At 71.6% G+C, this 26,616-nt stretch carries 22 protein-coding genes; 6 read left to right on the plus strand and 16 right to left on the minus strand.

Annotated elements, in window-relative coordinates; all coding sequences use genetic code 11:
* Positions 1 to 74 precede the first annotated feature (74 nt).
* Both DLJ58_RS20020 and DLJ58_RS20025 read right to left on the minus strand, forming a co-directional pair.
* The gene (locus DLJ58_RS20020; RefSeq protein ID WP_124858551.1) at positions 75 to 1,553 is read right to left on the minus strand and encodes a glutamate-cysteine ligase family protein; all 1,479 of its coding nucleotides are present in this window, start codon (positions 1,551 to 1,553) and stop codon (positions 75 to 77) included.
* A gap of 309 nt (positions 1,554 to 1,862) precedes the next feature.
* A complete protein-coding gene (locus DLJ58_RS20025) occupies positions 1,863 to 2,444 on the minus strand; it encodes a YceI family protein (RefSeq protein ID WP_124858552.1) in 582 nt (193 codons plus the stop codon).
* Positions 2,445 to 2,543: 99 nt separating this feature from the next.
* On the opposite strand from DLJ58_RS20025, the gene DLJ58_RS20030 reads away from it, so the two are divergent.
* Positions 2,544 to 3,062, plus strand: a complete 519-nt coding sequence (locus DLJ58_RS20030) for a MarR family winged helix-turn-helix transcriptional regulator (RefSeq protein ID WP_124858553.1) — start codon at positions 2,544 to 2,546, stop codon at positions 3,060 to 3,062.
* A gap of 224 nt (positions 3,063 to 3,286) precedes the next feature.
* Here DLJ58_RS20030 and DLJ58_RS20035 read toward each other — a convergent pair whose 3' ends face one another.
* From DLJ58_RS20035 to DLJ58_RS20045, 3 genes are all read right to left on the minus strand, one after another.
* The gene (locus DLJ58_RS20035; RefSeq protein WP_124858554.1) at positions 3,287 to 5,941 is read right to left on the minus strand and encodes an ATP-binding protein; all 2,655 of its coding nucleotides are present in this window, start codon (positions 5,939 to 5,941) and stop codon (positions 3,287 to 3,289) included.
* 133 nt (positions 5,942 to 6,074) lie between these two features.
* Positions 6,075 to 7,223, minus strand: a complete 1,149-nt coding sequence (locus DLJ58_RS20040; protein WP_124858555.1) for an acyl-CoA dehydrogenase family protein — start codon at positions 7,221 to 7,223, stop codon at positions 6,075 to 6,077.
* Positions 7,224 to 7,301: 78 nt separating this feature from the next.
* Positions 7,302 to 8,834 carry an acyl-CoA carboxylase subunit beta gene (locus tag DLJ58_RS20045; protein ID WP_124858556.1) on the minus strand — a complete coding sequence of 511 codons (1,533 nt, stop codon included), beginning with the start codon at positions 8,832 to 8,834 and terminating at the stop codon, positions 7,302 to 7,304.
* 168 nt (positions 8,835 to 9,002) lie between these two features.
* Here DLJ58_RS20045 and DLJ58_RS20050 point away from each other — a divergent pair, with 168 nt between their 5' ends.
* The gene (locus DLJ58_RS20050; protein WP_124858557.1) at positions 9,003 to 9,563 is read left to right on the plus strand and encodes a snapalysin family zinc-dependent metalloprotease; all 561 of its coding nucleotides are present in this window, start codon (positions 9,003 to 9,005) and stop codon (positions 9,561 to 9,563) included.
* 55 nt (positions 9,564 to 9,618) lie between these two features.
* Here DLJ58_RS20050 and DLJ58_RS20055 read toward each other — a convergent pair whose 3' ends face one another.
* From DLJ58_RS20055 to DLJ58_RS20075, 5 genes are all read right to left on the minus strand, one after another.
* A complete protein-coding gene (locus tag DLJ58_RS20055) occupies positions 9,619 to 10,539 on the minus strand; it encodes a hydroxymethylglutaryl-CoA lyase (RefSeq protein WP_124858558.1) in 921 nt (306 codons plus the stop codon).
* A 186-nt stretch (positions 10,540 to 10,725) separates the two neighbouring features.
* Positions 10,726 to 12,063 (minus strand): acetyl-CoA carboxylase biotin carboxylase subunit, encoded by a 1,338-nt coding sequence (locus DLJ58_RS20060; RefSeq protein ID WP_124858559.1) that lies wholly within the window; start codon positions 12,061 to 12,063, stop codon positions 10,726 to 10,728.
* A gap of 71 nt (positions 12,064 to 12,134) precedes the next feature.
* Complete coding sequence (locus tag DLJ58_RS20065) at positions 12,135 to 12,734, minus strand: TetR/AcrR family transcriptional regulator (protein WP_030331931.1); 600 nt, start codon at positions 12,732 to 12,734, stop codon at positions 12,135 to 12,137.
* A gap of 100 nt (positions 12,735 to 12,834) precedes the next feature.
* Positions 12,835 to 15,717, minus strand: coding sequence for a hypothetical protein (locus DLJ58_RS20070; RefSeq protein ID WP_124858560.1), 2,883 nt, complete (start codon positions 15,715 to 15,717; stop codon positions 12,835 to 12,837).
* Positions 15,718 to 15,719: 2 nt separating this feature from the next.
* Complete coding sequence (locus DLJ58_RS20075) at positions 15,720 to 17,507, minus strand: HSP90 family protein (protein ID WP_124858561.1); 1,788 nt, start codon at positions 17,505 to 17,507, stop codon at positions 15,720 to 15,722.
* A gap of 120 nt (positions 17,508 to 17,627) precedes the next feature.
* On the opposite strand from DLJ58_RS20075, the gene DLJ58_RS20080 reads away from it, so the two are divergent.
* Positions 17,628 to 18,851 carry an MFS transporter gene (locus DLJ58_RS20080; RefSeq protein WP_124858562.1) on the plus strand — a complete coding sequence of 408 codons (1,224 nt, stop codon included), beginning with the start codon at positions 17,628 to 17,630 and terminating at the stop codon, positions 18,849 to 18,851.
* Here the strand turns inward: DLJ58_RS20080 and DLJ58_RS20085 are convergent.
* Positions 18,848 to 20,005 (minus strand): FAD-dependent oxidoreductase, encoded by a 1,158-nt coding sequence (locus DLJ58_RS20085; RefSeq protein WP_124858563.1) that lies wholly within the window; start codon positions 20,003 to 20,005, stop codon positions 18,848 to 18,850. The two genes, DLJ58_RS20080 and DLJ58_RS20085, sit on opposite strands and share 4 nt — an antisense overlap.
* Positions 20,006 to 20,111: 106 nt before the next feature.
* On the opposite strand from DLJ58_RS20085, the gene DLJ58_RS20090 reads away from it, so the two are divergent.
* The 3 genes from DLJ58_RS20090 (at position 20,112) to DLJ58_RS20100 (ending at position 22,502) form a co-directional block, all read left to right on the plus strand.
* On the plus strand, positions 20,112 to 20,693 hold the full coding sequence (locus DLJ58_RS20090) for a TetR/AcrR family transcriptional regulator (RefSeq protein WP_124858564.1): 582 nt from the start codon (positions 20,112 to 20,114) through the stop codon (positions 20,691 to 20,693).
* 70 nt (positions 20,694 to 20,763) lie between these two features.
* Positions 20,764 to 21,312, plus strand: a complete 549-nt coding sequence (locus DLJ58_RS20095; RefSeq protein WP_124858565.1) for a SigE family RNA polymerase sigma factor — start codon at positions 20,764 to 20,766, stop codon at positions 21,310 to 21,312.
* Entirely contained in the window at positions 21,309 to 22,502 is a 1,194-nt protein-coding gene (locus DLJ58_RS20100; protein ID WP_124858566.1) for a hypothetical protein, read from the plus strand. Before DLJ58_RS20095 ends, DLJ58_RS20100 begins: the two co-directional genes overlap by 4 nt.
* Before the next feature lie 113 nt (positions 22,503 to 22,615).
* On the opposite strand, the gene DLJ58_RS20105 is transcribed toward DLJ58_RS20100, so the two are convergent.
* The 5 genes from DLJ58_RS20105 to DLJ58_RS20125 all read right to left on the minus strand — a co-directional run bounded on the left by DLJ58_RS20105 (position 22,616) and on the right by DLJ58_RS20125 (position 26,563).
* The gene (locus tag DLJ58_RS20105; RefSeq protein WP_124858567.1) at positions 22,616 to 23,518 is read right to left on the minus strand and encodes a sulfurtransferase; all 903 of its coding nucleotides are present in this window, start codon (positions 23,516 to 23,518) and stop codon (positions 22,616 to 22,618) included.
* Between the two features lie 19 nt (positions 23,519 to 23,537).
* On the minus strand, positions 23,538 to 23,984 hold the full coding sequence (locus DLJ58_RS20110) for an imidazolonepropionase-like domain-containing protein (protein ID WP_124858568.1): 447 nt from the start codon (positions 23,982 to 23,984) through the stop codon (positions 23,538 to 23,540).
* Positions 23,985 to 23,986: 2 nt separating this feature from the next.
* Positions 23,987 to 24,754: an SGNH/GDSL hydrolase family protein gene (locus DLJ58_RS20115; RefSeq protein ID WP_124858569.1), complete on the minus strand. Its 768-nt coding sequence runs from the start codon at positions 24,752 to 24,754 to the stop codon at positions 23,987 to 23,989.
* A gap of 157 nt (positions 24,755 to 24,911) precedes the next feature.
* On the minus strand, positions 24,912 to 26,039 hold the full coding sequence (locus tag DLJ58_RS20120; protein WP_124858570.1) for a TolB-like translocation protein: 1,128 nt from the start codon (positions 26,037 to 26,039) through the stop codon (positions 24,912 to 24,914).
* A complete protein-coding gene (locus tag DLJ58_RS20125; RefSeq protein WP_124858571.1) occupies positions 26,036 to 26,563 on the minus strand; it encodes a SigE family RNA polymerase sigma factor in 528 nt (175 codons plus the stop codon). Before DLJ58_RS20125 ends, DLJ58_RS20120 begins: the two co-directional genes overlap by 4 nt.
* Positions 26,564 to 26,616: the final 53 nt, after the last annotated feature.

The raw sequence follows: 26,616 nt of genomic DNA on the forward strand, positions 1-26,616 counted from the left end.
CCACCCGCCCCACCACCGACTGACCGCCCACCGCACCCCTTGAGGCCAAGCGGCACGCGTTCGGGGCGTGTGGTTCAGGTGGTTGGCCAGGTGTGGACGGGTTGGTTGGTGCGCTGGAGTTCGGCGTAGCGCTGGACCATGTGGTGCAGCGCGGCCGTCCGGTCCATGCCGTGGCGTCGCTCCGCCGCCCAGACCGCCTCGGTCTGCCAGGCGGCGCCGTTGCGGCCGGTACGGCAGCGCTGCTCGATGATGCCGAGCAGCCGGTCCCGCTGCGCCGGGGCGACACCGAACCCGTCCAGGCCGGTGGCGGCGGTGGGCAGCAGTTGGTCCAGGACCAGCTTGGTGACCGGCATGTCGCCGAGCCCGGGCCAGTGCAGCACGGCGTCGAGGCCACGTCGGGCGGCGGCGTGGAAGTTCTCCTCGGCGGAGCTGAAGGTGAGTTGACTCCAGATCGGTCGGTCGGCCTCGGCCAGACCGCGTACCAGCCCGAAGTAGAAGGCCGCGTTGGCCAGCATGTCCACCACCGTCGGACCAGCCGGCAGCACCCGGTTCTCCACCCGCAGGTGGGGGCGGCCGTTCATGATGTCGTAGACCGGGCGGTTCCACCGGTAGACGGTGCCGTTGTGCAACCGCAGTTCCCCGAGCTGTGGCACACCGCCGGCGTGCAGGACCTCCACCGGGTCCTCGTCCTCGCAGATCGGCAGCAGCGGCGGGAAGTACCGGACGTTCTCCTCGAACAGGTCGAAGATCGAGGTGATCCACCGTTCGCCGAACCACACCCGCGGCCGTACGCCCTGGGCCTTCAGCTCGTCCGGGCGGGTGTCGGTGGCCTGCTGGAACAGGGCGATCCGCGTCTCGGCCCACAGTTGGCGGCCGTACAGGAAGGGGCTGTTCGCCCCGACCGCCACCTGCACCCCGGCGATGGCCTGGGACGCGTTCCAGTAGTCGGCGAAGCTGTCCGGCGCGACCTGGAGGTGGAACTGGAGGCTCGTGCAGGCGGCCTCGGGGGCGATCGAGTCGGTGTGCGTGCGCAACTGCTCGACGCCGCGAATGTCCAGCTCGATGTCCTCGCCCCGGGCGCCGACGATCTGGTCGTTGAGCACCCGGTAACGCTCGTTGGTGGAGAGGTTGTCCTCGACCAGGTGCCCCTCGGTGAGGGTGGGCAGGATGCCGACCAGGACGATCTTCGCGTCGGACCTGGCGGCGCGCTCGTCGGCCCGGGAGAGGCTGCCGCGCAGGTCGTGCTCGTAGTCGGCGAAGCCGGTGCCCTCGATCAGTCGGGGCTCCGCGTTGAGTTCCAGGTTGAACTGCCCCAACTCGGTCTGGAAGAGGGGATCCGCGATGTCGGCGAGGATCTCCTCGTTGCGCATCGCCGGCTCGGCGGCCGAGTCGACCAGGTTGAGTTCGATCTCCAGGCCGGTCATCGGCCGGTCGGCGTCGAAGCCGAAGTCGTCCAGCATCAGGGCGAAGACGTCCAGGCACCGCCGCACCTTCTGCCGATATCGGACGCGATCATCCCGGGTGAAGGCGCCCTCTGAGACGTCCCTGCCCATGTGTCCTCCCGACGGCCGGCGCGGTCGGGATCCTGCCGTCCCGGAAGCGCTTTGTGAAGCATCCACGGTAAGAGCGCCCACCTGACCGGGGCCAGAGGGCCGGCGGCGGTGATCCGACGTCGACCGGGCGGACGCGCTCGTGGCGCCATCTGTACCCCGTCGTCGACCGGCCGGACCCGATTGCGGTGCGAACAACCCGTGACAATTACCACCAGTGAGAACGATGCAGGGCCCGCGCCGAAGTGCGGCGCGGGCCCTGCATACCGGATCGCCGGGAGGGTTCCCCTGCCCTCCGGCGATCCCCGGGGATCAGGCCTGGCGGACGGCCTCGCCCTCGATCTCGATCTTGATCTTGCGGCTGACCAACACTCCCCCGGTCTCCAGGGCGACGTTCCAGGTCAGGCCGAACTCCTCGCGGTCGATCTCGGTGCTGGCAGAGAAGCCGAAGATGTCCTGGCCGAACGGGCTGCGGCCGACACCCTCGAACTCCACCTCCAGCTCGACCGGGCGGGTGACGTCCTTGATGGTCAGCTCACCGGTGAGCACGAACTCGCTGCCACGACGGGACTTGACCCCGGTGCTGCGGAACTCGAGCGTCGGGAACTTCTCGGCGTCCAGGAACTCGGGGCTGCGCAGGTGCGCGTCCCGGTCGGCCTGGGTGGTGTCGACGCTGGCGGCCTGAATGGTGGCGACGACCGACGACTGCAGCGGGTCCTCGGCGACGGTGATGGTGGCGGTCGCGTCGTTGAACTCACCGCGAACCTTGCTCACCATCATGTGCCGGGCAACGAAGCCGACCCGCTTGTGCGCCACGTCGAGCGCGTAGGTGCCGGCCGCCGGGATGGTGAGGCCGTCCCAGTCGCGGGTAACCGTCTCGATGCTGCTGGTCATGCTGCTGTCCTCCAGGGGATTGTTTAGTAGCCCAACGACTGCCTGAGCAACTATAACCGCAGCAATATTCCCTGTGTCAAGCACTGGTATGATGAACGGGTGACCAACGTCTTCGACGATCCCCGGATCACCGCCGTCGGCCTGCTCTTCGAGGCACACGCCGGGCTGTCCGCCCGGTTCAACGCCCAACTCGAGGAGCACGGCCTCTCCGCGGTCGAGTTCGAGGTCATCACCCGACTGGCCCGCTCGCCGGGCAACCAACTACGCATGACCGACCTCGCCGCACAGACCTCCCTGTCGACCAGCGGAGTGACCCGTGTGGTGGACCGGATGGAGCGCGACGGGTTGCTCACCCGCCGGGCCTGCCCGAACGACCGACGCAGCTCGTACGCGGTGGTCACCGCCGCCGGGATGCAACGCCTGAACGAGACGCTGCCCGGGCATCTGCAGATGATCGAGCAGTGGTTCACCGGGCAACTCGGCCCCGAGGCGCTGGCGGCCCTCCTGGACGGGTTGCGGCGGGTCCGCGACGCCGCGCATCCGTGCGCCACCGCTGGCAGTGACGACGTCAGCCCGGAGCAGGTCGCCGCCACCGACAACGCCACCCGACGGCACTGATCAGCACCCGCCGTCGGGCGGCGGCAGAGGCAGAAAGACCGGCAGAACTGACCCGGCCAAGCTGGAGGATTCGGTCCAAGCCGACTTTCTGCCATCGCACCGGTGGCAGGCTTCCTGCACCGGGGATCACCGGGGGGTGACGGCGCGGGCGATCAGCGAGGGGCAGCACCAAGGGGGCTCTTCGCCCGCGCCACTCTCCCGTCGCGATCCGCTTGAGGAGAGCGCTACTGAGCCGGTCCGCCTCGGGCGGCGATCAGCGCGTAGAGCAGGCCCGACTCCTGCGGCAACAGCTGGATGCCGCCCTCCGCACAGACCCGGTCCAGTCGATCGAGCACCGACGGGTCCGCAGTGCTCGCAGCCAGCCCGACCAGCGCCTCCACCACGTCGCGGCGATCCTGCCCCGCATGGTCGGCGGCGGCCGCGAACCACTCGGCAGCCAACTCCCGGTCGCCCCGGTGCAGCGCCAGGTTCCCCTCGATCAGCGCACAGAGCCCGGCCTCCGGCCCACCCCAGGCCAACGCCGCGTCGTCCGAGCGCGGTCGCGGCACGCTCGGCCGCGCCGGCAGCGCCTCCACGCCCCCGGCGCGCAACTCGGTCAGCACCTCGCTCGCCTCCCCCACCCGCCCGTCCTGGGCGAGCGCCAGCCCGACGGTCCCGAGCACCCGACGGCGACGCCCGGGATCACCCAGCTCGGACAGGGCCGCGATCGCCCTCCGGCCACGGTCGATGGCGTCCGCGTACCAGCCCTCCAGTCGGGCGACCTCGGCGCGATTGGCCCAGCCCAGCACCCGCAGTCGCTGCTCCCCACTCTCGGCGGCGAGTCGGTCCACCGCGGCGAGCCGGCGGCGGGCCGCGGCCAGATCGCCCACGCGGATCTCGTGCCAGGCGAGGCTGTTCTGGGCCACCGCCAGGTCCCGGGTCCGCCCGTTGCGGGCCGCCAACCGCAGCAGCGCCTCGGCCTGCTCGCGAGCCTCGTCCTGCCGCCCGACGGAGATCAGCAGGGTGCCGAGAACGTTTCGCGCCTCCAACTCCCCGGTGACGTCGCCGGCCTGCCGGAAGGTGTCCAACGCCGCACGGGCCGTCGACAACTCCTCGGCGCCCGCGCCGTGCTCCGCCGCCAGCCGGGCGACCCCGAGGGCGGCCCAGCCACGCAGAAGAGGATCGGCGTCGGCGGTTCGCGGGTCCGCCAGCAACCGCCGCAACCACTGCCGCCCGACGACGTCGCGTCCACGGAACCGCCACCACCGGGTCAGGCAGGCCGCCAGCCGCAGCGCGGTCAACGGGTCGTCGGTAGCCGCATGGGCCAACGACGAGCTGATGTCACTGCTCATCTCGTCCAGCCGGTGCACCGCATCGGGTAACCGTGGGCCGATCAGGTCGGTGGCGGTACGGGCCACCAGGCGCGCGATGACTTCCGCGTGCCGACGCCGGATGCAGGTCAGCTCACCCGCACCGGCCGCCTGCTCGACTGCGTAGTCACGGACCGCGTCGAGCAGCCGGAACCGGAACGACCCGGTTCCGCGTACGCTCAGCAGCCCCAACTCGACGAAGCGGTCCAACAGTGGAACCGGGTCGATCGCCACCGTGCCGTCCCGGTCGGCCTCGTCGGCGAGCATCTCCTCCGCCAACTCGACCGACCACCGGTTACCGAAGACGGCCAGCTGCCGCAGCGCGGCCTGTTCGTCCGACGCCAACAGGCGGTAGCTGAACGCCACCGCATCCCGCAGGGTGACGGCGACCGAGACCGCCGCACGGGCGTCGGGTCCGCTCGTCCGGCTGCTGAGCGCCTCCGGCGCGTTCCAGGCCGGGTGGGCGGAGGCGTCGGGGGGAGTGGCCAGGTCGAGCACCCTGTCGCCGTAGCGGTCGAGCAGTTCGGTGAGGTCGAGGAGACGGCCCCGGGCGGCCATCAGCTCGATGGCCAACGGCAGCCCGCCCAGCCGGCGCACCAACGCGGCGAGCGCAGGCAGCTCAGCGGGAGTGGGTGGCTCGCGGCGGACCTGAGCGAGCCGGGCGGTGAACAACGCGACAGCCGGCCACGATTCGAGCCCGGAGTGCTCGGCCTCCGGTGGTGGCACGTCCAGCGGCGCGACCGGCCAGACCCGCTCACCGGGCAACCCGACCGGATGCCGCCCGGTGACCAGCACCCGCAGCGAGGGCAGTGCGCCGAGCAACCGGTGCAGGGTCGCGGCCACCGGGCCCGGGGCGCGTTCCACCGCGTCCATCACCAGCAGCGTCGGCCGCCCGGCGAGCAGCGCCACGAGTTCGGACAGGCGCGCCACGCCGAGCATGGACATCGAGGCGGCGAGTACGTCCGGACCGTCCGCGCCCTCGCCCACCAGCACCCCGGCGACACCGGCCGGGTGAGCGGCGGCCACCAGGTGCGCCACCGACGTCGCCAGGGCGGTCTTGCCGACGCCGGCCAACCCGACGAGGCTCACCAACCGGGGTCCTCGCTCCGCGGTCAGCATTCCGGCCAGCTCGGTGAGGTCACGCTCCCGGCCGATCAACGCGACCGGCGGCGGGAGCGCGACCGGCGGGTCGGCGGGTGCGGCCACCGACGTGGCGTTGCCGCCGACCGCGAACGTCGTCGAGGTGGCGTCCGGCGAGGCCGGTTCGGCACCGGCGCCGCGTGCCGCTGCCAGGAACGCCGCCCGACTGGTGCCGGTCAGCGCCAGCGCCCCGGCGAGCAGCTCGACAGTGGTGCGTTGTGGCCGGATCGACCGGCCACGCTCCAGATCACGCACCGTCCGCACACCCACCCCGGCCCGGGACGCCAGCTCGGCCTGGGTGAGGCCGGCGGTGCGTCGATGCCCGCGGAGCAGCTCCGGCAGAGTGGTACGTCCAGCCGGGCTCCGCGACCAGTCATGATCCGGAGTCATGGGCACGAAGAGTACGGATGGACTCCGACCATCGGCAGTCGAACGTCGGGCTACTGACGCCCGCTCGCCGAAACCCGACAGCCGTACGGACAGTCCGTCCGGGACGACCGGCCGATCAGTTCGGCTGGGCCACTCAGAGACCCAGATCCCGAGCGATGATCATGCGCTGCACCTCACTGGTGCCCTCGCCGATCTCCAGGATCTTGGAGTCCCGCCAGAACCGGGCCACCGGGTACTCGTTCATGAAGCCGTACCCGCCGTGGATCTGGGTGGCCTCCCGGGCGTTGTCCACAGCGATCGTGCTGGCGTGCAGTTTGGCGATGGCGGCCTGCCGCTTGAACTGCTCGCCGGCCAGCATCCGCGCAGCGGCGTCGTAGTACGCCAGGCGAGCGGTGTGTGCCTTCAGCTCCATGTCGGCGATCTTGAATTGGATGGCCTGGTTGGTGCCGATCGCCCGACCGAAGGCGTGCCGCTCCTTCGCGTACTTGATCGACTCGTCGACGCAGCCCTGCGCGAGGCCGACGGCGAGCGCGGCGATGGCGATCCGGCCCTCGTCGAGGATCCGCAGGAACTGCGCGAAACCCCGACCCCGGGCGCCGAGCAGGTTGGCGGCCGGCACCCGGCAGTCGTCGAAGGTCAGCTCGTGGGTGTCCGAGGCGGTCCAGCCCACCTTGGAGTAACCGGGCGCGACGGTGAACCCGGGCGTGCCGGTCGGCACGATGATCGTCGACAACTCCTTGGAGCCGTCCGGGTTCGTGCCGGTCACCGCGGTGACCGTGACCATGGCCGTGATGTCGGTTCCCGAGTTGGTGATGAACGCCTTCGACCCGTTGATCACCCATTCGTCGCCGTCCAGCACCGCCCGGGTCTGCGTGCCGGCGGCGTCGGAGCCGGTGCCCGGCTCGGTGAGACCGAAGCCGGCCAGCGCCTCGCCGCTGAGCAGCCGGGGCAGCCAGGTCGCCTTCTGCTCCTCGGTGCCGAAGCGGTAGATCGGCATCGCGCCCAGCGAGACCGCCGCTTCCAACGTGATGGCCACGCTGGAGTCGACCCGGGCCAGCTCCTCCAGGGCCAGGCAGAGCGCGAAGTAGTCGCCGCCCATGCCGCCGTGCTCCTCGGCGAAGGGCAGACCGAACAGGCCCATCTTGCCCATCTGCCGGATCACCTCGTACGGGAAGGTGTGCTGCTCGTAGTGCTCGGCGATGACCGGGGCGATCACCTCGCGGGCGAACTCCCGCACGCTCTCGCGCAGCGCCGCTTGTTCGTCGGTGAGCCGGAAGTCCATCTCATCCTCCTGTAAGGACGGTCCGCCTCGGCGCTCGTGACGCCGGAGGCGGGTCGCTGTGCGGGCCTGAGTCGATGATCAGACCGGGGTGACGCCGTGCCGACGGCGGGAGAAGTGCCGGTCCTTGGTACGCGCCGCCGCGAATCGACGGACCAGCTCGGTGCGCAGGTCGTGCGGCTCGACGATGGCGTCGACCACCAGCTCGCTGGCCAGCCGGACGACGTCGATGTCCTGCTCGTACTCGGCCCGCTTGGCGGCGACGAAGGCCGCCCGCTCGTCCTCGTCCGCAATGGCGGCGATCTTGTTGGCATAGACCGCGTTCACGGCAGCCTCGGCGCCCATCACGGCGATCTTCGCGGTCGGCAGCGCGATCGTGGCGTCCGGCTCGAACCCGGGGCCGGCCATCGCGTAGAGACCGGCGCCGTACGCCTTGCGGACCACCACGCAGATCTTCGGAACGGTCGCCTCGGAGATCGCGGTGATCATCTTGGCGCCGTGCCGGATGATGCCCTGCTTCTCCACCGCGCTGCCGACCATGAAGCCGGGCACGTCGCTGAGGAACAGCAGCGGCACGTTGAACGCGTCGCAGAGCTGCACGAACCGGGTGGCCTTGTCGGCCGAGTCGACGAAGAGCACGCCGCCCTTGAACATCGAGTTGTTGCCGACCACGCCGACGACCTGACCGTCGAGACGGCCGAAGCCGATGGTCAACTCCTTGGCCCAGAGCGCCTGGATCTCGAAGAACGAACCCTCGTCGAGCAGGCCCTTGACGTACCGCCGCATGTCGAACGCCTGCCGCTCACTGGCCGGTACCAACGCGGCCAGGTCGGCCTTCGCGGACGCGGCGACCGCCGGTGCGGCCGGCGGCGCCTGCGTCCAGTTCGCCGGCAGATACGACAGGTAGGTCTTCACGACGTCGAGCGCGTCGGCCTCGGTCTTGCAGAGGAAGTGCCCCACGCCGGATTCGGCGGTGTGCACCTTCGCCCCGCCCATCGCCTCCAGGGTGGTCTTCTCGCCGGTGACCATCTCGACCATCCGGTCGGAGCCCAGATACATGCTGGCGTTGCCGTCGACCAGCGCCACCACGTCGCAGAAAGCGGGGATGTACGCCCCACCGGCGGCGCTCGGGCCGAACAGCGCGCAGACCTGTGGGATCGAGCCCGAGGCGCGGACCTGGTTCCAGAAGATCTTGCCGGCGCCACGCCGACCGGGGAAGAGATCGACCTGGTCGGTGATCCGGGCGCCGGCCGAGTCGACCAGGTAGACCATCGGCACGCCGGCGCCGTACGCCCGCTCGATGATCCTGATGATCTTCTCGACGGTGCGGGCGCCCCAGCTGCCGGCCTTGACGGTGGAGTCGTTGGCCATCAGGCAGACCTGACGGCCGTCGATCGTGGCGGTGCCGGTCACCACACCGTCGGCTGGCAACCCCTCGGCGAGCGCGTTGGCGTAGAGGCCGTCCTCGACGAACGAGCCCTCGTCGACCAGGAGCGCGACCCGTTCACGGGCGAAGAGCTTGCCCTTGGCCGCGTTGGCCGCGTGGTACTTGTCCGCGCCGCCGGACCGGGCCCGCTTGCGCAGCTGCTCCAGTGCCTCACCGTCGAGCGTCACGCCGACTCCTCCGCCATGCTGACCTGAACGATCGTTAGGCTAGCGCATCGGCGCGGTTGTCGGCGACCTACGAGCGAACCAGACAGCGAAGCCGAGAGCAAGACATTGAAAAACGTGAATACAAATCGCTAGGCTCCTGGCACCCCTCCTCCCAGATCGGAGTCAGCGATGACCTCACGACTCAATCGGCTCGCTGTCGCGTTGCTCGCGACGACACTCGCCACCCTCGGCATCACGGTCGCCAACCCGGCGCCCGCGTCCGCCGCCATGACCATCTGCTACAACACCAGCCAGGCGGGAAGCTACGCCAGCGTCGCCAACCAGGCCGCCTCGATCTGGAACAACGCCACCGTCAACCTGACCCTCTCCGCCAACTGCGGCTCCAACCTGCGCATCTACCGGATCACCGGCGGCGGCTCGTACGCCCAACGGACCAGCCTCGGCAACGGCCGGGTCTACATCGACACCCAGCAGGCCGCCCAGTACAGCGTGCTGCGGATCATGACCCACGAGATCGGGCACATCCTCGGCCTGCCGGACAACTACAACGGCAACTGCTCGCTGCTGATGTCCGGCGGCAGCGCCGGCACCAGCTGCACCAACGCCTACCCGAGCTCCGCCGAGGCGAGCCGGGTGAGCAACCTCTTCGCCGGCACGTTCAGCGCCACCGACCGCAGCGCGGACATCTTCCGCGACAGCTGGCCGAGCGTGCTCACCTCAGTGAACTGATCGACCGGGCACGTGGAAGGGGCCGGCGCGCGTGCCGGCCCCTTTCGTCGCGTCCTCAGCTCGGCAGCGGCGTCAGCCGGGTACGCGGGCCGGCTCGCAGCACACCGGACGGCAGCTTCTTGCCGAGCAACTCCTCGGCCAACTCCGCCACCTCGATGAGCGCCGGCAGGTCGATGCCGGTGTCGATGCCCATGTCGTGCAGCATGTGCACGGCCTCCTCGGTGGCCAGGTTGCCGCTCGCTCCCGGCGCGTACGGGCAGCCACCGAGGCCACCGACGCTGGCGTCGAACTCGGTCACCCCCAGCTCCAGCGCGGTCAGCAGGTTGGCCAGCGCCGTACCCCGGGTGTTGTGGAAGTGCAGCAGGACCGGCACGTGCGCGTTGCGGTCACGTACCGCGGTCAGCAGCTCGCGGACCCGACGTGGGGTGCCCATGCCGGTGGTGTCGCCGAACGCGACCCGGTCCGCGCCGTCGCGGACGACCCGGTCCACGATCCCGGCCACCCGCTGCGGGTCGATGTCCCCCTCGTACGGGCAGCCGAAGCTGGTCGCCACAATCACCTCGACCCGTGCCGACGCACCGTGCAGCAGGTCGATCAGCGCGGCGATGTCGTCCAGCGACTCGTCGGTGGACCGGTTGACGTTGCGCCGGTTGTGCGTGTCGCTGGCCGAGACCACCACCTCGATCTCGGTGAATCCGGCGGCGAGGGCCCGCTGGGCGCCCCGGGTGTTCGGCACCAGCGCGGAGTACCGCACCCCGTCGGCCTTCACCGCCCGCTGCCACACCTCGTCGGCGTCGGCCATCTGCGGAATCGCCTTGGGGTGCACGAACGACACCGCCTCGATTCGGCGTACGCCGGTGCCGGAGAGGGCATCGAGCAGCCGCACCTTGGCGTCGATCGGGATCGGGTCCTCGTTCTGCAACCCGTCCCGCGGCCCAACCTCGCGGATCGAGACGGAATCTGGCAGTTGACTCATCGGTCACCTCGCTGTGACGTCGGATCGGGACAGTGTGTCGGCCGCTTTGCTCTGCTGCCCTATGTGCGACGGTTACTGTCCGTCATCCGGACACTCGCTGTCGCATATAGGTAAGCAGAGCAAAGGGCGCGCGAACCAGTCTTGCCTCGCCGCCGGACGACGGTCGACGGTCGACGGCCTGGCCGGTCAACGCATGCGGGAGACGATGCCGGTGTCGTAGGCGCCGGAGAGGAACTCCTCGTTGGTCAGCAACTCGGCGAAGAAGGGGACGTTGTTCTTCGGACCCTCGATCTGAAAGGCCGCGACGGCTGCCTTCGCGCGATCGAGCGCCTCGTCGCGGGTCGCGCCGCTGACGATCAGCTTGGCCAGCAGGCTGTCGTAGAACGGGGTGACCGTGTTGCCCTCGGTGTAGCCGGAGTCCACCCGGACACCCTCGCCCGTCGGCTCGACCCACGTCCTGATCACACCGGGGCCGGGCAGGAAGCGCTTCGGGTCCTCCGCGTTGATCCGCATCTCGATGGCGTGGCCACCCGGGGTCAACGCGTCCGGGTCGAACGTCGGCGCCAACCCGGAGGCCACCCGCAGCTGCTCCTCGACCAGGTCGATGCCGTAGACGTACTCGGTGACCGGGTGCTCGACCTGCAACCGGGTGTTCATCTCCAGAAAGAAGAACTCGCCGGTGGTGGGGTCGAGCAGACACTCCACCGTGCCCGCGTTGCGGTAGCCGACCGCCTCGCCGGCTCGCACCGCCGCCGCCAGCAGCCGGGATCGCAGCTCCGGCGAGACCGCCGGCGACGGGGACTCCTCGACCAGCTTCTGGTTGCGCCGCTGCACCGAGCACTCCCGCTCGCCGAGCGCCACCACCCGACCATCGGCCAGGCCGAGGATCTGCACCTCGACGTGCCGTACCCGGGGAAAGTACCGCTCGATCAGCACCGAACCGTCGCCGAACATCCGCTCGGCGAACGCGCGCACCTTGTCGTACTCGGTGCGCAGCCCGGCCTCGTCGACCGCCACGCCCATGCCCATGCCGCCACCGCCGGCGGCGGCCTTGACCATCACCGGGTAGCCGATCTCGGCCGCGGCCGTCACCGCCGCGTCCAGGTCGGCGGCCGGGTCGGTGGTACCCGGCGCGACCGGAACACCGGCCGCCGCCATCAGGTTCCGGGCGTTGATCTTGTCGCCCATCGCGGTGATCGCGTCCGCGTCGGGTCCGACCCAGACCAGGCCGCTCGCCTCGACGGTACGGGCGAAATCGGCGTTCTCCGACAGGAAGCCGTACCCGGGGTGGATCGCCTGCGCGCCCGTCGACTTCGCGGCGGCGAGGATCGCCTCGGTGTTGCGGTAGCTCAGCGCCGGGTTCGGTGGGCCGATGAGGACCGCCTCGTCCGCCTCCGCCACGAACGGCAGGTCGGCGTCGGCCTCCGAGTGCACCGCGATCACGCGGATGCCGAGCCGCTTGGCGGTCCGGATGATCCGGCGGGCGATCTCGCCCCGATTGGCGACCAGCAGTGACTCGATCATGTTTCCTCCCGGCGTCCGGATGGTGGGACGATGTCAGGGAATCATGACCGGTGCGGTTCTGACGAGTCGCCTCAGGCGAGCAGCGCGGCCAGGGTCGCGCCGCGCAGCAGCTCGGCGCGGCGTCGCCGGTCCACCTCACCACCGAGGAACGGCGTCGAGTTCATCAGGCCGAACGCGGCGTGCGCGAGCACCCGCGCCTCACCGTCGGGCATTCCCGGGTGCAGCGCGGTGAGCACTGTCACCCACTCCTCGACGTAGAGGCGTTGCAGGCGACGAATCCGGCGCCGCGGCTCCTCGGGCAGGCGGTCCAGCTCGTGCAGGTGCAACGCGATCACCGCCGGGTTGGCCAGCGCGAACTCGACGTGGAAGTCGATCAGCGACTCCAGCACGCCGCGCGGGTCGTCCGAGCGCCCGGCGGCGCGTTCCCGCCCACCGGCCAGCAACCCCTCACTGACCGGAATCAGCGCGGCGGCCAGCATGGCTTCCTTGCCGGCGAAGTGGTGGTAGAGCGCCGGACCGGTGACTCCGGCGGCCGCGCCGATGTCGTCCATCGACACGCCGTGATAGCCACGCGCCGCGAACAGACCTACCGCGATCTCCAGGATCTCGTCCTTGCGGGACCTGCGCCGGCCCGCACCCGCCGCACCCCGTGCCTGCTGCTCCACCGTCACCGGGCAAGCCTAGACCGCGAGGAGCCCGCGATGGTTGCCGGTCAGTTTCGTCCTCCCCGGGCCAGGCCGCCCCTGAGCTGGCCAGGGGCGGCCTGCGAGGTCAGTCGTCCTCGTCCAGGTCGTGCTCCGCGCGCAACGCCGCGGCTTCCGTGGGCCGATCGAGCAGATCCAGCACCCGAGCCAGCAGCCAGGCCGTCTGGCGGACCTGCCGCGAGGCGGCCGGCAACCCACCGAGCACGCGGCGCAGCAGCGGCTCCGCCTCGGCCGGGCGGTCCAGGCGCAGCAGCAACTCACCGATCAGGGCCTCCACCTGGGCGGCCTCGCCGAACGCCTCGATCGACCGCAACCCGTCCGGCACCCCGGTGAGCCGGCCCAGCGCCTCGTCCAGTCGGTTCTCGCCGGTGAGCACCCGCGCTCCGACCTCGGCCGCCAGGGCCAGCTCGTACAGCACCGGCGGATCGGCCTGCCCGCCCAGCTTCGCCGCCAACCCGTCCACCACCTCGACGGCGCGCAACGCCGCGTCCCGGTCGTCGGCCCAGAGCCAGGCGTACGCCTCCCGTCGGCGAGCACGCAGCTCGTCCAGCGGCAGGTCACCGAGCCGGTAGGCCTCAGCCGCGGCGGCGAACCGCTCTCCCGCCGCCGCGTCCCGGTCGGCGTCGTAGAGGATTCCGCCGGCCTCCTCCAGCACCTGCGCCCGGTGCGGAAGGTTGTCCGGTCCGTCCAGGTTGCTGGCCAACTGCTCCAACAGGGCCAACGCGGGATCGATCTCACCAAGTCCGGCGTAGACGCCGGCCAGCAGGTGCCGGCAGCGGTCGGCCTCGGCCTGGGCGCCGAGCCGATCCAGACCGAGCACGGCCTCCTCGGCGACCTCGGCGGCCTCGGCGAGCCGGCCCACCATCCGGTACGCGTTCGCCAGCTCCCACCGCAGGAACGCGTCCCCCTCGGCGCCCCGCTCCACGCACAGCGTCACCGCCTCGACGAAGTCGTCCACCGCGTCCGGGGCCCGGCCGGCCGCCAGCAACGCGCGGGCGCGGGCGACCCGGACCGGCAGCTCCGCGTCCGCCGGTGCCGCCTCCAACGCCTCGTCGCAGGCGGCCACGGCGTCCGCCGGATCGTCGACCAGCCGCGCGTACGCCAGGCCGGCGCCCGTGACCACCTCGCCGACACCCAACTCCCGGCCGATCCGACGTGCCTCGTCGACGGCGGCGCGGGCCTCGTCGACGCGGTCCAACTGCTCCAGCAGGTGCCCCCGGTGCAGTGCGATCCGGGCCGCCAGGTGCCGATCGCCGCCCGCGTCGGCAGGTACCCGGTCGAGCGCGGCGAGCGCGTCCGCCCAGCGCTCGCGGTGCAGCAGCACCAACGCCACGCGGTCGTGTCCGGCCGCCCGCTGCGCGGCGTCGCCGAGCCGGTCCAGGACCTCGGCCGCCTCCCGGACCAGCAGCAGGCCTTCCTCGGTTTCCTCGTCGGAGCGGGTCAACAGCACGCCGAGCCGCCCGGCGACCGCCTGGGCGGCCACCTCCTCGCCCGCCTCCCGGTACAGCTCCAACGCCGCCCGATTCAGCTTGATCGCACCATCGATGTCGTCCTCGTCGCCACGCTCCGACGCGCGCAGGGCCAGCCGGTGCGCTGACGTGCGGGCGGGCAGCTCGGCGGAGCCGAACCGGTCGTCGAAGGCGACCAGCGCCGCCCGGAAGGTGGCCCGGTCGTGCCGGCCCCAGCTCTGCTCCGCGAGGTTCAGCAGATCGTCCGGGCCGGCGTCGGCGGGCACGGTCACGGCAGGTCGTTCACCCTTACCGCTGCGCACTCGCTCGGCTCGCTCGGTGGACGACGCTGGTGTGCCCGGCTCGTCCGCGACCGGACGGGTCGGGCGGGCCGGGCGGCGACGGACGCTCGCCGACAGCGGCACATGCTCCCCGCTGGCCTGCACTGCCAGCCGACGAGCGATCCACTCGGACTGCTGACTCGTGCCGTTACGGGCGTCGAAGCGGGCGGCCAGACCGGCCGCGGTCTCGGCCAGTTCGTCCGCCAACGACGCCGCCGACACCTCGGCGGCCGGCCGGCCCTCGGCGGCCCGGCGGTACACGGTCGACGGGCCGGCCTGACGCAGCGCTGCGGAGGCCGCCGCCGCGAAGTGCATGGCGGCGGCCGGCGACGGCGGCCGGTCCAGCCAGTCCAGGTGCCGCTCGACCAGCTCGACCGCCCGCGCCTCGTTGCCGGTCAGCGTGCAGAACTCGACGTGGTCCGCGATGTCCCACAAGTCCGCGAGGTTGCCACGCAGCCGGCGGTACGCCTCCCGGTGCGCGTCCCGCGCCTCCTCGGCCCGCCCGGTGCGCAGGTACGGCAGGAGCAGCGCGGTGAGGATCGCCTGCGGCTGCTCGGTGCAGGTGAGCCGACCGGCGAGCACCGGCTCAGCCAGCGCCACCGCCTCGGCGTCCCGGCCGGTGTCGGCGAGGTAGCTCACCTGGCTCGTCGGATCACAGCCGGCGCAGTCGGAGAGTTCGTCGCGAGGAGTGGTCTGCCAGAGCCGGTACCAGTGCGCGGCGGCCTCGACGTCGCCCACGTGCTCGGCAACCCGGAACCGGTGCTTGTGCACGGCCTGAAGGCTGTGCCCGCCGGCCCGGTAACGCCGCTCCATGTCGTCCAGCACCGCGTACGTGCGGTCCAGTGGCACCTCGGGGAACTTCAGCAGGCCGGACGCCATGTACTTGAAGTGCCACAGCAGTTGGTGCAGGTGGCGCTGATGGTAGGGCTGCGGGTCCCGGTCGAACTCGGACAGACACCAGGAGAAGGTCACGAAGGACTTGGCCGGCTCACCGCCGTAGATGTAGCCGGTGGTGGCCTGCATCCGGGTGACGAACGCGAGGTGCCGGTCGTCGGCGGCGTCCACCCGGCGCAGCAACTGCTCCAGCGCGGCGATCTGCCCCGCCCCGTACGGCATTTCGGAGATGCCGCGCAGCACCCGCCACAGATCCTCGTCGCTCATGCTCACTCCCGTCCCGGGACAGCCCGGCCGAGCAGGCCGAGGAAGGAATCGTTCAGCAGCGCGGCGTCGGCCGCGCGGATCGGATGGTGGCCGAGCAGCAGCGCCTGCCCGTACAGCGCCTCGATGGCCAGACCGACCAGCTCCGGGTCGCTCAGCATGGTCACCCGTCGTACGAGCGGGTTGCGGTGGTTGAGCACCAACTGCGGACGGTCCGGCGGGGCGGTGGCGGCGAGCGCGTCGAGCACTCCACCCCACAGCTCGTCGGCCCGGTCCCGGCTGGCGGCGAGCTGGTCGTTGAACGCCGCCGACCGGCTGACCAGGTAGAGCGCAGGCAGCGAGACCGGGTCGTACGCCCGGATGACCACCTCGCAGCCGGAACGCTCGACGGCCCGCTGCGCCGCCGCGAGGAACGGTCGCAGCGCCAACTCCACCTGCGGGTCGAGCGCGTCGAACCGGGTGGTGAGGTCGCTCGGCTCCAGCCGCTCGATCAGCACCGAGCGGTCCACCACCGGCAGCCGCTCGATCAGCTCGGTGTCGTACGTGTAGCCGGCGTTGACCACCGCCAGGTCCTGCGCGGCGGCGACCGCGGCGAGCTGACGGAACTCGTCCAGGCTCGCCGCGTAGCGGAGCACGCCGTAGCGTTCGCGAAACTCGGCGAGGGTGAGCGTGCCGACGTTGGTGTCCATTGGCCACCACCGGTCGACCAGCCGGAGCATCTCGTCGTCGTGCAACGCCAGGGCCTTCACGCCGAGGTGGTGCACCTGGAGGAACTCGGCCAGCCGATGCGGGTCGTGCCGGGCCAACCGGACCAGCCAGCCGCGCACCTGGTCGCCGAGCGCCTCCCGGGTCGCCGTCAGCAGGGTGTCCTCGTAGAGGGCCTCCCGGCTGGCGGTCGGGCGCAGCTCGGTCGCGTCCACCACACAGTGCGCGAAGAACGCCCACTCGGGCAGCAGCCCGTCGGCGTTCTCGGTGAGCAGCATCCGCTTGAGGTAGACGCGATGCCCGGCCCGGGCCGCCGGGTTCACCGGCGTCGGCAGGATGACGGCGACACCGGTCAGCCCGGCCTCCGGCACGGCCAGCGCCACGACGTCGAACGGGTCCACGCCGAGCGTCTCCCGGGCGTACCGGATCAGCGCCGCTCGGTCCAGTGGCGCACCCGGCGTGGTCGGCCAGGGCGGCTCCCCGGTGGTGGTGACGACGTCGCCGACGCGGACGGTGACCGGCAGCAGTGCGCCGAAGAGCCGGGCCAGGTCGGTGACGGTCGCGGTGGTGAACCACTGGTCCGCGTCGCGGCGGGGCATTAGCGTGACTGTGGTGCCCGGCTCGGCGCGGGCGGCCTCCGGCGGCGCCACCGTCACCGCGTACCGGCCGTCGGCGTACCCGGTCCAGCGAACCGTGGGGTTGTCGCCGTGCCGGGTGAGCACCTGGATCTCGTCGGCCACCAGGAAGCAGGAGAGCAGACCGATGCCGAACTGGCCGAGGAACTCGTGCCGGGAGAAACCAAGCTCGTCGCGCTTCGAGCTGCGGCCGATGGTGGCCAGCAGCTCGTGCACCTGCGCCTCGGTCAGGCCGATGCCGGTGTCGTGCACCCGTAGCGTGCCGTCGCCGGTGCTGTCCGGGGGTTCGATGCGTACCAGCGCCGGCGCGTCCGGCTCGGTCCCGCGTCGGGCGGTGATCGCGTCCACCGCGTTCTGGAGCAGCTCGCGGACGTAGACCCGCGGGCTGCCGTAGAGGTGATGACTGAGCAGGTCAACCACGCCACGTAGGTCGACCTGGAAAGTGTGATCCACGCCTGATGTCTCCCCGGTCCCGATGCCGGCGCTCACCGTACCCATGATCACCGACAGGCGCGGTCCCCTTCTGCCCGACGGCTTGACCCTCGACCCGGTCGAACCGGCACGGTCGCCGGCATGACTTCCTCCGCTCTGGGCCGGGACTTCCAGCTCCTGTGGTCCGCAGCCGTCTCGTCCCGGTTCGGGGACGCGCTGCGTACCCCGGCACTGGCCCTGCTGGCCGCGACCGTGACCCGCGATCCGCGAATCATCGCGGCGGTCACCGTCGCCGGGCAGTTGCCGCCGCTGCTCTTCGGCCTGCTCGGCGGCGTGTACGCGGACCGGTGGGACCGCCGTCGGACGATGGCAGTGGTCGACGGTGTACGCGCGGCCGTGGTGGCAACGCTGGCCGTGGTGGTCGCGCTCAACCGGGTCAGTGTCCTGGTGCTGCTGGTGGCGGCGTTTCTGCTCGCCACGTTGGGCACTCTCTTCGACTCCGCCTCGTTCGCGCTGCTCCCCGCGGTGGTGCCGCCGGACGCGCTGCCCCGGGCGAACGGCCGGCTCCAGGCGGGGTCCGCCGTGGCTGGTGGCTTCATCGGAGCGCCCGCCGCCGGTCTCCTGTTCGCCGTCGCCCCGGCCCTCCCGTTCGCCGTCGACGCCGTCACCTTCGCGGCGGCTGCCCTGCTCGTGCTGGCCCTCAGCCCGCCTGCCGCCATCACCCCGGGGACTGCGCGGCGGCGCGGCTCGGTGTGGAGCGAGATCGCCGAAGGGCTGCGTTGGCTGCGGGCGCACCGGACCCTGTGGCGGGTCACAGTGCTCACCGCCGCGAGCAACTTGGCGATCAGCGGAATCATGGCGGTGCTGGTGCTCTACGCGCTGGACGTGCTGCGGGTGCCGCCGGCCGGGTACGGGCTGTTCACCGCCACCGCCATCGTCGGGGGTGTGACGGGGGCGCTCGGGGCCGGGCGGCTCGCGGCCCGGCTCGGCACGGTGCCGGCGCTGCGTGTGGTGCTGGCCGTGGAGACCGTGGCGCTGACCGGCTTCGCGCTGGCTCGGCATCCGGTGTCGGGCGGGATCGCGCTGGCCGTCTTCGCCTCCGGCACTGTGGTGTGGAACAGCCTGTGGGCGTCGTACGGGCAGCGGCAGGTGCCGAGCGAACTGCTGGGCCGGGTCGGCGCGGCCCAGCGGATGGTCGGTCTGCTCACCGCACCGCTCGGGGCGGCGCTCGCCGGGTTGGCCGCTGCGGCGTACGGCACGGTGCCGGTGGCGGGCGCGGCGGCGGGGACGTTCGCGCTGGTCACCCTCGCCGCGTGGCGGACACTGCGACCGGCCGCGACCGCTGTGTTGAGCCGCGCGGGCTAGCCCGGAGTCGGCTCCCGGTGCGACAGCCCGGACAGGCGCAGCGCGATGCGCCGACGGGCCGGTGGAACGGCACCGAGCAGCCGGAGCAACATGTCCCGGGCGGGCCGACGAGCCGGGGAGACGCCGGCCAACCTGGTCAGCCCGGCGGCGAAGCTCAGCACGTCCTCGGCCATCGGCCGCTGCCGGGCGGTGTAGTCGTCGAGCAGCGTCTCCGGGCCGCCGTCGAGCACGTCCGCCACGGCGGTGCCGAGCGCGACAGCGTCGCAGATGCCGAGGTTCATGCCCTGCCCGCCGGCCGGGCTGTGCACGTGCCCGGCGTCGCCGGCCAGCAGCACCGGCCCGGCTCGGAAGGTGTCGGCGATCCGGTGGTGCACCCGGAACCGGGAGCCCCAGAGCACCTCGGTCACCTGGTCGGGTCGTCGCGCCGGGCCGCGCTCGTCGAGCAGCGCCTGGAGGTAGGCCGCATCCGGTTCGGCCGGGGCGCTCGCCACGGCGGCGACCAACCGGACCACCCCGCCGGGCAGTGGAGCCCAGACCAGCGGCCCGGATCGGGCGAGGAAGATCGCCGCCTCGTCGCGGGGCAGCACGCTGCGCACCCGCACGTCGGCGAGCACGAAGGACTCCTCGTCGCTGCCGCCGGTGAAGCCGATGCCGGCGAGCCGCCGGACCGTGCTGTGCAGGCCGTCCGCACCAACCACGAACCGGGCCCGCAGCGCCTCGTCGTCGACCTGCGCGAGCATGCCGTCACCGGCGCGGCTCAGCCCGGTGAGCTGGCACGACCGCCGTACCTGGACACCGAGTTCGGCCAACTTCTCGGTGAGCACGGCCTCGGTGACCGCCTGCGAGACCAGCAGCGCGTAGGGGAAGCGGGACGGCAACTCGTGGAACGGCACCGACAGCAGCACCCGGTCCCGGTCGCGCACAGTGAAACGCGGCGTCCGCACCGCCTGGGCGATCAGCGGCGCCGCGACGTCGATCCGGTCCAGCACCTCCAGGGTGTACGCGTGCACGACGGCGGCGCGGGAGGTCGTGGGCGGCGCGGCCAACCGGTCCAGCACAGTCACCTCGACCCCGCGCCGGGCCAGCGTCAACGCGGTGGCGAGACCGGTGGGGCCGGCGCCCACCACCAGGACGTCGGTGCTCGTGGGCAGCATGGCCACCTCCAGGCAATCGTTGCCAACGGTTGTTGGCAAACACTTGTTGGCAACGCTAGGGCCCGCTCGATTGCATGTCAACATCCGTTGGCCTACGGTCGTTGGCATGACGCCGTCCGCGCAGTCGACCCAGCCCCGCCGCTCCGACGCCACCCGGGCGGCGATCCTGCGAGCGGCCCGGGAACGGTTCGCGGCCGACGGCTACGAGCGCGCCACTATCCGGGCCATCGCCGCCGACGCCCAGATCGACCCGTCGATGGTGATGCGCTACTACGGCAGCAAGGAGGGGCTTTTCGCGGCGGCGGCCGAGTTCGACCTACGCCTGCCCGACCTGACCTCGGTGCCGCCCGCTCAACTCGGTGAGGTGCTGGTCCGGCACTTCCTCGCCCGCTGGGAGGGCGACGAGACCCTGGTGGCGCTGCTGCGGGCCGCCAGCACCAACCCCGGCGCTGCCGAACGCATGCGCGGCATCTTCGCCGACCAGCTCACCGCCGCCGTGGCCACGTTCGGCACCGACCCGGCGCTGACTGCCCGCCGGGCCGGCCTGGTGGCCAGTCAGGTCCTCGGCCTCGCCTTCACCCGGTACATCGTCCGCCTGCCGCCCATGGTGGACACTGCGCCGGAAGAGCTGGTCGCCTGGATCGCGCCGACCCTCCAGCGCTATCTGACCGGAACGCCACCGAGCTGACCCAACCTTTTCCCACCTCCCGTGCGTCTGCCAGATGACGCGTACACCGCGACGGCCGGGAGGGGGGCGGATGGCGCCGACGAGGGACGACGGACGCGACGGCTACCTCGCCTTCGTGGAGAACCACCAGCACCGGCTGCTCCGCGCGGCCTACCTGATCTGCGGCAACCGGCATCAGGCCGAAGACCTCCTCCAGGACGCGCTGCTGAAGCTGGCGCTGCGCTGGTCCTCGGTCCGCGACGGCGACCCCTCCGCGTACGTGCGCGCCATCCTCTACCGGGACTCGGTGTCGTGGTGGCGTCGCCGGCGGCGGGAATGGCTCAGTGCCGCACCGCCGGACCAGGTGGCCCACGACCGTGACGGCGCGTTACGGCTGACGATGCACGACGCGCTGGGCCTGCTGCCACCACGGCAGCGGGCCGTGCTGGTGTTGCGCTACTACGAGGACCTGACCGAGGTCGCCACCGCCGAGGCGCTCGGGGTGACCGTCGGCACCGTGAAGAGCCAGTGCCACGCGGCGCTGCGCCGACTCCGCGAGGTCGCCCCGGACCTCGCCCGCGACGCCCGACCGAGCCAAGGCTCGGCCGATCTGGCCCGCGGCTTGGAGGTGAACCCGTGAACGAGCAGGAACTGCGCCAACTGCTGACCGTCAGCGTCGAGGACGTGCTCCCCAGCCAGCCGGCCGCCGCCGGATGGGAGCGGGCTCGGCGTACCCGGCGTACCCGGCGGGCCGTCGGAGTGGTCGCCTTGGCCGTGTTGCTGGTCGGTGGCGGCATGGTGGCGGCACTGCGACCGCCCGCCGACCCGACGCCGGCCCCTCCGGTCGGCCCGACGGTCAACCCGACCACCGATCCCACCCACGGTGCTCCGGTGCAGAAACCGCCCGCCGAGCTGACCTACCCGCCCGATCCGTTGGCCAAGCTCGGCGACCCGGCGACGGTGCCGCTCTCCGAGCGACCGGTCCAGCGGGCACTGGCGCTGTTCCAGCCGCTGGACGAGGAGGGTCGCGAGGACGGCCCGGTCCGGGTGCTCGGCAACGACGGCGTGGTGCGCAGCCTCGACGTGGTGACGCTGGCACCCACCCGGGACGCGAGCGGCAACGAGGCAGCGGCCCTCAAGCCGGGAGTGCTGTCGCCGGACGGCCGGTCGGCCGCGTTCGCGCAGACCAAGGAGCTGATCATGGTGGACCTCACCACGGCGGCCGTCCGCCGGATACCGCTCGACGGCTACCTGGAGCTGGTGGTGTGGGCGCACGACCGGGTGTTGGTCGGGGGCGACGACCGGACGTATGCGGTGGACCGGGTCACCGGGGCGGCCAGCACGATCGACGTGTCGACCTGGGAGTTGATCGCGCCCGACCCGGCCGCCGGCCGCGAGGCCCCGTTGATCGACATGTACGGCGAGGGGACCGGCCTGAAGCTACGCAGCCGGACCGCCCGGGAGGGTGAGATCCGCTCCGAACAGCTGATCGACCGCTCGGCGTTGCCGTCTCCCTACCAGGTCAACGAGTTCTACGGCCGGGGCTGGCTGCACGGCGAGCGGCTGGCTCGGGCAGCCTGGATCACCAGCAGTGAGACCGACGGCGCCGAGGGGGCGGCAGTGCTCGACGCGCGGACCGGCGCCGTGCTCCACCTGCTCGACCTGGGCCGGGACCGCGGCAAGGGCTGCTGTGTCGTGCTGGGCTGGGACAACGAGGGCGCGGTGCTGCTCCGACTGGAACCGGCTGCCCTGGCCCGTTGGCATCCGGAGACCGGCGAGATCACCGGCATCGTCCGCGACCTGCGTGGCGTGATCGCACTCGCTGGCTGACAAGGGCCGCGTCGTCTGGACGTGATCGACTCGGGTTTTCATAGATGCCGTGGTGTCCCAGCGAAGGGGGCAGCACGACATCAGGGAACCCGAGTCGATCACACGACGATCTGTCAGACGGCCAGGCCGCCGGGCTGGTCACCCTTGACGACGGGTGCCCGGACCAGGTTGCCCCACTCGGTCCACGAGCCGTCGTAGTTGCGCACCTGCGGGTAGCCCAGCAGGTGCCGCAGCACGAACCAGGTGTGGCTGGACCGCTCGCCGATGCGGCAGTACGCGATCACGTCGTCGTCCGGGCTCAGCCCGAGCTGGTCGGCGTAGATCGCCTTCAGCTCGTCGGCGGACTTGAACGTGCCGTCCTCGTTGGCGGCGGACTTCCACGGCTTGCTGACCGCGCCCGGGATGTGCCCACCGCGCAGCGCGCCCTCCTGCGGGTAGTCCGGCATGTGCAGCATCTCGCCGGTGTACTCACCCGGCGACCGGACGTCGACCAGTGGCCGGCCGGAGGCGACGTGCGCCATGACCTGCTCACGGAAGGCCCGCAGCGGCGCGTCGTCCCGCAGCGGCACCGGGTAGTCGGCGCGCGGACGAGCCGGCTTGTCCCGGGTCACCTCGCGTCCCTCGGCGATCCACTTCTGTCGACCGCCGTCGAGCAGTCGCACATCGGCGTGGCCGAAGAGCGTGAAGACCCAGAGGGCGTACGCGGCCCACCAGTTGAAGTTGTCGCCGTAGAAGACGACCGTGTCGCCCCGACCGATGCCCTTCGCGGCACACATCTCGGCGAAGCTCTTGGCGTCCAGGTAGTCCCGGGTCACCTGATCGTTCAGGTCCAGGTGCCAGTCGACCTTGACCGCACCGGGAATGTGACCGGATTCGTAGAGCAGCACGTCCTCGTCGGACTCGACGACGACGAGGCCCTCATCGCCCAGATGCTCGGCCAGCCACTCGGTGGTGACCAGCCGCTGCGGGTCCGCGTACGACTGGAGGCGGGGATCGGGATCGTTCGGCACAGACATGATCCCCAAGGTACGCCGTTCAGGCGCGGCGGTGGGCGATCCGACCAGCGACGACGGTCACCAGACAGGCCCCGTCGACGCCGTGCACCGCGAGGTCGGCCCGCCCGGCCGACCGCAGCGTCGGCGCCACGGCGGTGGCCAGCACCAGCAGGTCGCCGCGCTCGGCGGCGGCCCGCAGGGCGGGGTCGGTCAGGTGTTCCGCCAGCACCGCCGTCACCCCGGTACGCAGCAGCGCGTGCACCCGCTCACGCGGGGTTGGCGCGGGCGGCAGCGGACAGTCGTGCAGCAGACCCGGCCCCAGCGTTCCAGGCCAGCGGCGAACCCGGGCGTTGGCGTACGCCGAACTCAGCTCGGCCAGTGGGCCGACGGCCTCGATCCGGTCGCCACTGACCAGCACGGCGTGGTCGGGCAACGACTCGCCGTCCTGGTCGCGCCGCAGCAGGGCCGCCGTGTGCAGGGTGAGCATGCTCAGTCGACGAGCGGGCCGAGTTGCGGGCGCTTCGCCGTCACCGTGTCGCCGGACGACCGACCGGTCAACCGCCGCTTCACCCAGGGGGCGAGGTACTGACCGGCCCACCGCAGATCGGAAGCGCGGGCAGCCAGCCACGGCGACGGTGCCGGGTGCGGCGGAACCATCAGCCACTCCTCGTCGCAACCAACCCCGAGGGCGTTCAACACCTGCCCGGCGACCCGTCGATGCCCGGCCGGAGACAGGTGCAGCCGGTCGGTGCTCCAGAGCATGGGGTTGAGGAACGTGTCGTCGGCGTACAGGTCGACCATGATGGCGCCGTGCCGCTCGGCGGTCTCGCCGACCGCCTGGTTGAGCAGCTGCACCCGGGGGGCGACGAGGCGTTGGCCGGGCAGTCGGGCCATCACGTCCGCGAACCGGAAGAGGAGCACGTCCGCGCCGCCCGAGCGCAGCTGCCGGACCACCTCGTCGAAGCGGGCGACCAGCGTGTCCGGATCGAAGGTGCGCCGCAGCACGTCGTTGCCGCCGGCCGCGAAACTGATCAGATCCGGCTTCATCGCCACGGCGGAGGGCACCTGCTCGGCGACCACGCTGGGGAAGAGCCGTCCCCGGATGGCCAGGTTGGCGTACCGGAAGTCGGGCCCGGCGTCGGCGGCGAGCCGGGTCGCGACCAGGTCCGCCCAGCCCCGGTAGGTGCCGTCCGGGTACGCGTCGTCCATACCCTCGGTGAAGCTGTCCCCGACCGCGACATAACTGCGCCAGCGCACCCGCGCCCCCTCACGCCTTCGTTGCCTGCGGCGACCAGTCTGTCACCGGAGAGGCGACACACGGGGCCCCGATCCGCCGACGTGTCGCAGGTCATTGAGCGCCGGCCGGGCGGAACCTGATTCAGGCTCCGCCCGGCCGTCGCCGGCAGCTCAGCCGTCAGGGCGCGTACGCGAGCAGCGCCAGCCCTCGGGTGCCGCGGGCCTCGGCGACTTCGTCCAGCACCTCAAACCTGGCGTCGAGCACGACGATCCGACCCGCTCGACGGATCAGAACCAACTCGTCGGAGGTGAAGAAGATGTTCTTGACCTCGCCGTTGACCGGCAGCGTCTTGACCCTGCTGGTGGCGACCTCGACGACTGCGTGGCTGTCGTCGCGACGAGACGGGTCGGTCCCCTTCCAACCCACCGCCACGTAGCGACCGTCCATGGACACGCTGCGGACGCTCCAACCGTCGTACTTGTCGGCATCCTCGCTCGGCGGGTCGTAGTGGTAGGGGCGACGGCTTCCCGGACCGGAGACGAACGGCCCCGACTCGTCCATGGCAGCCAGGAAACGACCGTCGGCGGACCAGCACGGGTCCGTCTCCTCACCCCGATCACCGTCGACAGGCCTACCGGTGACTGCGTTCATCAGGACCGACGCCCCGTCGTCCTGCCGGACCATCAGGCGGTCGCTCCCCATCCACACCAATGCCCTGCTGCCCAGACAACCGACCTTGGTGGCGAGCTTCCGCTTGCGCGTCCCGTCGATCGCGGCGGTCATCAGCGCCCCGAAACCCGCCGTGTCGGCGTCCTCCACCCAGGCCAGCCGCTGCCCGTCGGGCGAGACGGTGATGGAATTGCCGACGCACGGCTCACCGCCGAGCGGGATCCGGGCCACCGTCCGGTCCGCTCCACCCTGGACGGCGTGGACGACCGCGTCCTTCGACGTACGACCAAGGTAGTAGAGCGTGCCGGTCAGAACCTTCACCGTCGGATCGCCCGGGCTCCCCGAGGTGCCGGGAGACACGGTCGGCGCCGGGCCCGACGGAGATCCGGTCGGCGTGGGCGCCACTGTGATCGAAGGGGTGTTCGCCGGCAGCGGAGCGGGTCCGGTGGCATCCGGGCGGATCACGAAGGCAGCACCGGTGGCAGCGCCGATCAGCACCAGGGCCGCGGCCGAGGACGCAACCGCGCGCTGGATGCCGAGCCGGCGGGACGCTCGCAGGGTACGGTCGCGAAGGTCGACCGGGTCGACCTCCCCAGCCAGGTCGGCCAGGTCGAGCCGGAGACGCTGGTCGTTCATCGGGTGCTTCCTTCCAGGACGTACAGCTCGGCAAGCTCGGGCGCGACGGCACGCAACTTGGCCAGCGACCTGGCCGTCTGGCTCTTCACCGTGCCGACGGTGACGCCGAGCAGGTCCGCCGTCTCTGCCTCGGTGCGGTCCTCGAAGAACCGCAGCACCAGCACGGCACGTTGCTTCGGGGAGAGCTTCAGCAGCGCTGATTTGAGGGTGAGCCGCAGACTGGTCTGCTGGGCGTGGTCGGACACCGAGCCGCCTCCGCGTGGCTCGGGCAGGTCGCCCGGCATCGACTCGGGAACCCGACGGCGGCGCCACCAGGACACTTGCAGGTGGTACATGGTCTTGCGGGTGTATGCCTCGGCGTTGCCGGTGCGGTGCAGGCGGTTCCAGGAGCGGTGCGTGCGTGCCAGGGCCGACTGGACCAGGTCCTCGGCCAGATGCTGGTCGCCGGTGAGGAGGTAGGCCGAGCGCAGCAGCGCCGGCGTGCGAGTACGGACGAACGAGTCGAACTCCGTCAGAGAATCCACACGAGCCGATCCTTCGGGTCATGGTGCGGCGAACTTGATGCCCTTCCAGACGT

This window comes from Micromonospora arida (assembly GCF_003857035.1).
Taxonomy (GTDB): domain Bacteria; phylum Actinomycetota; class Actinomycetes; order Mycobacteriales; family Micromonosporaceae; genus Micromonospora; species Micromonospora arida.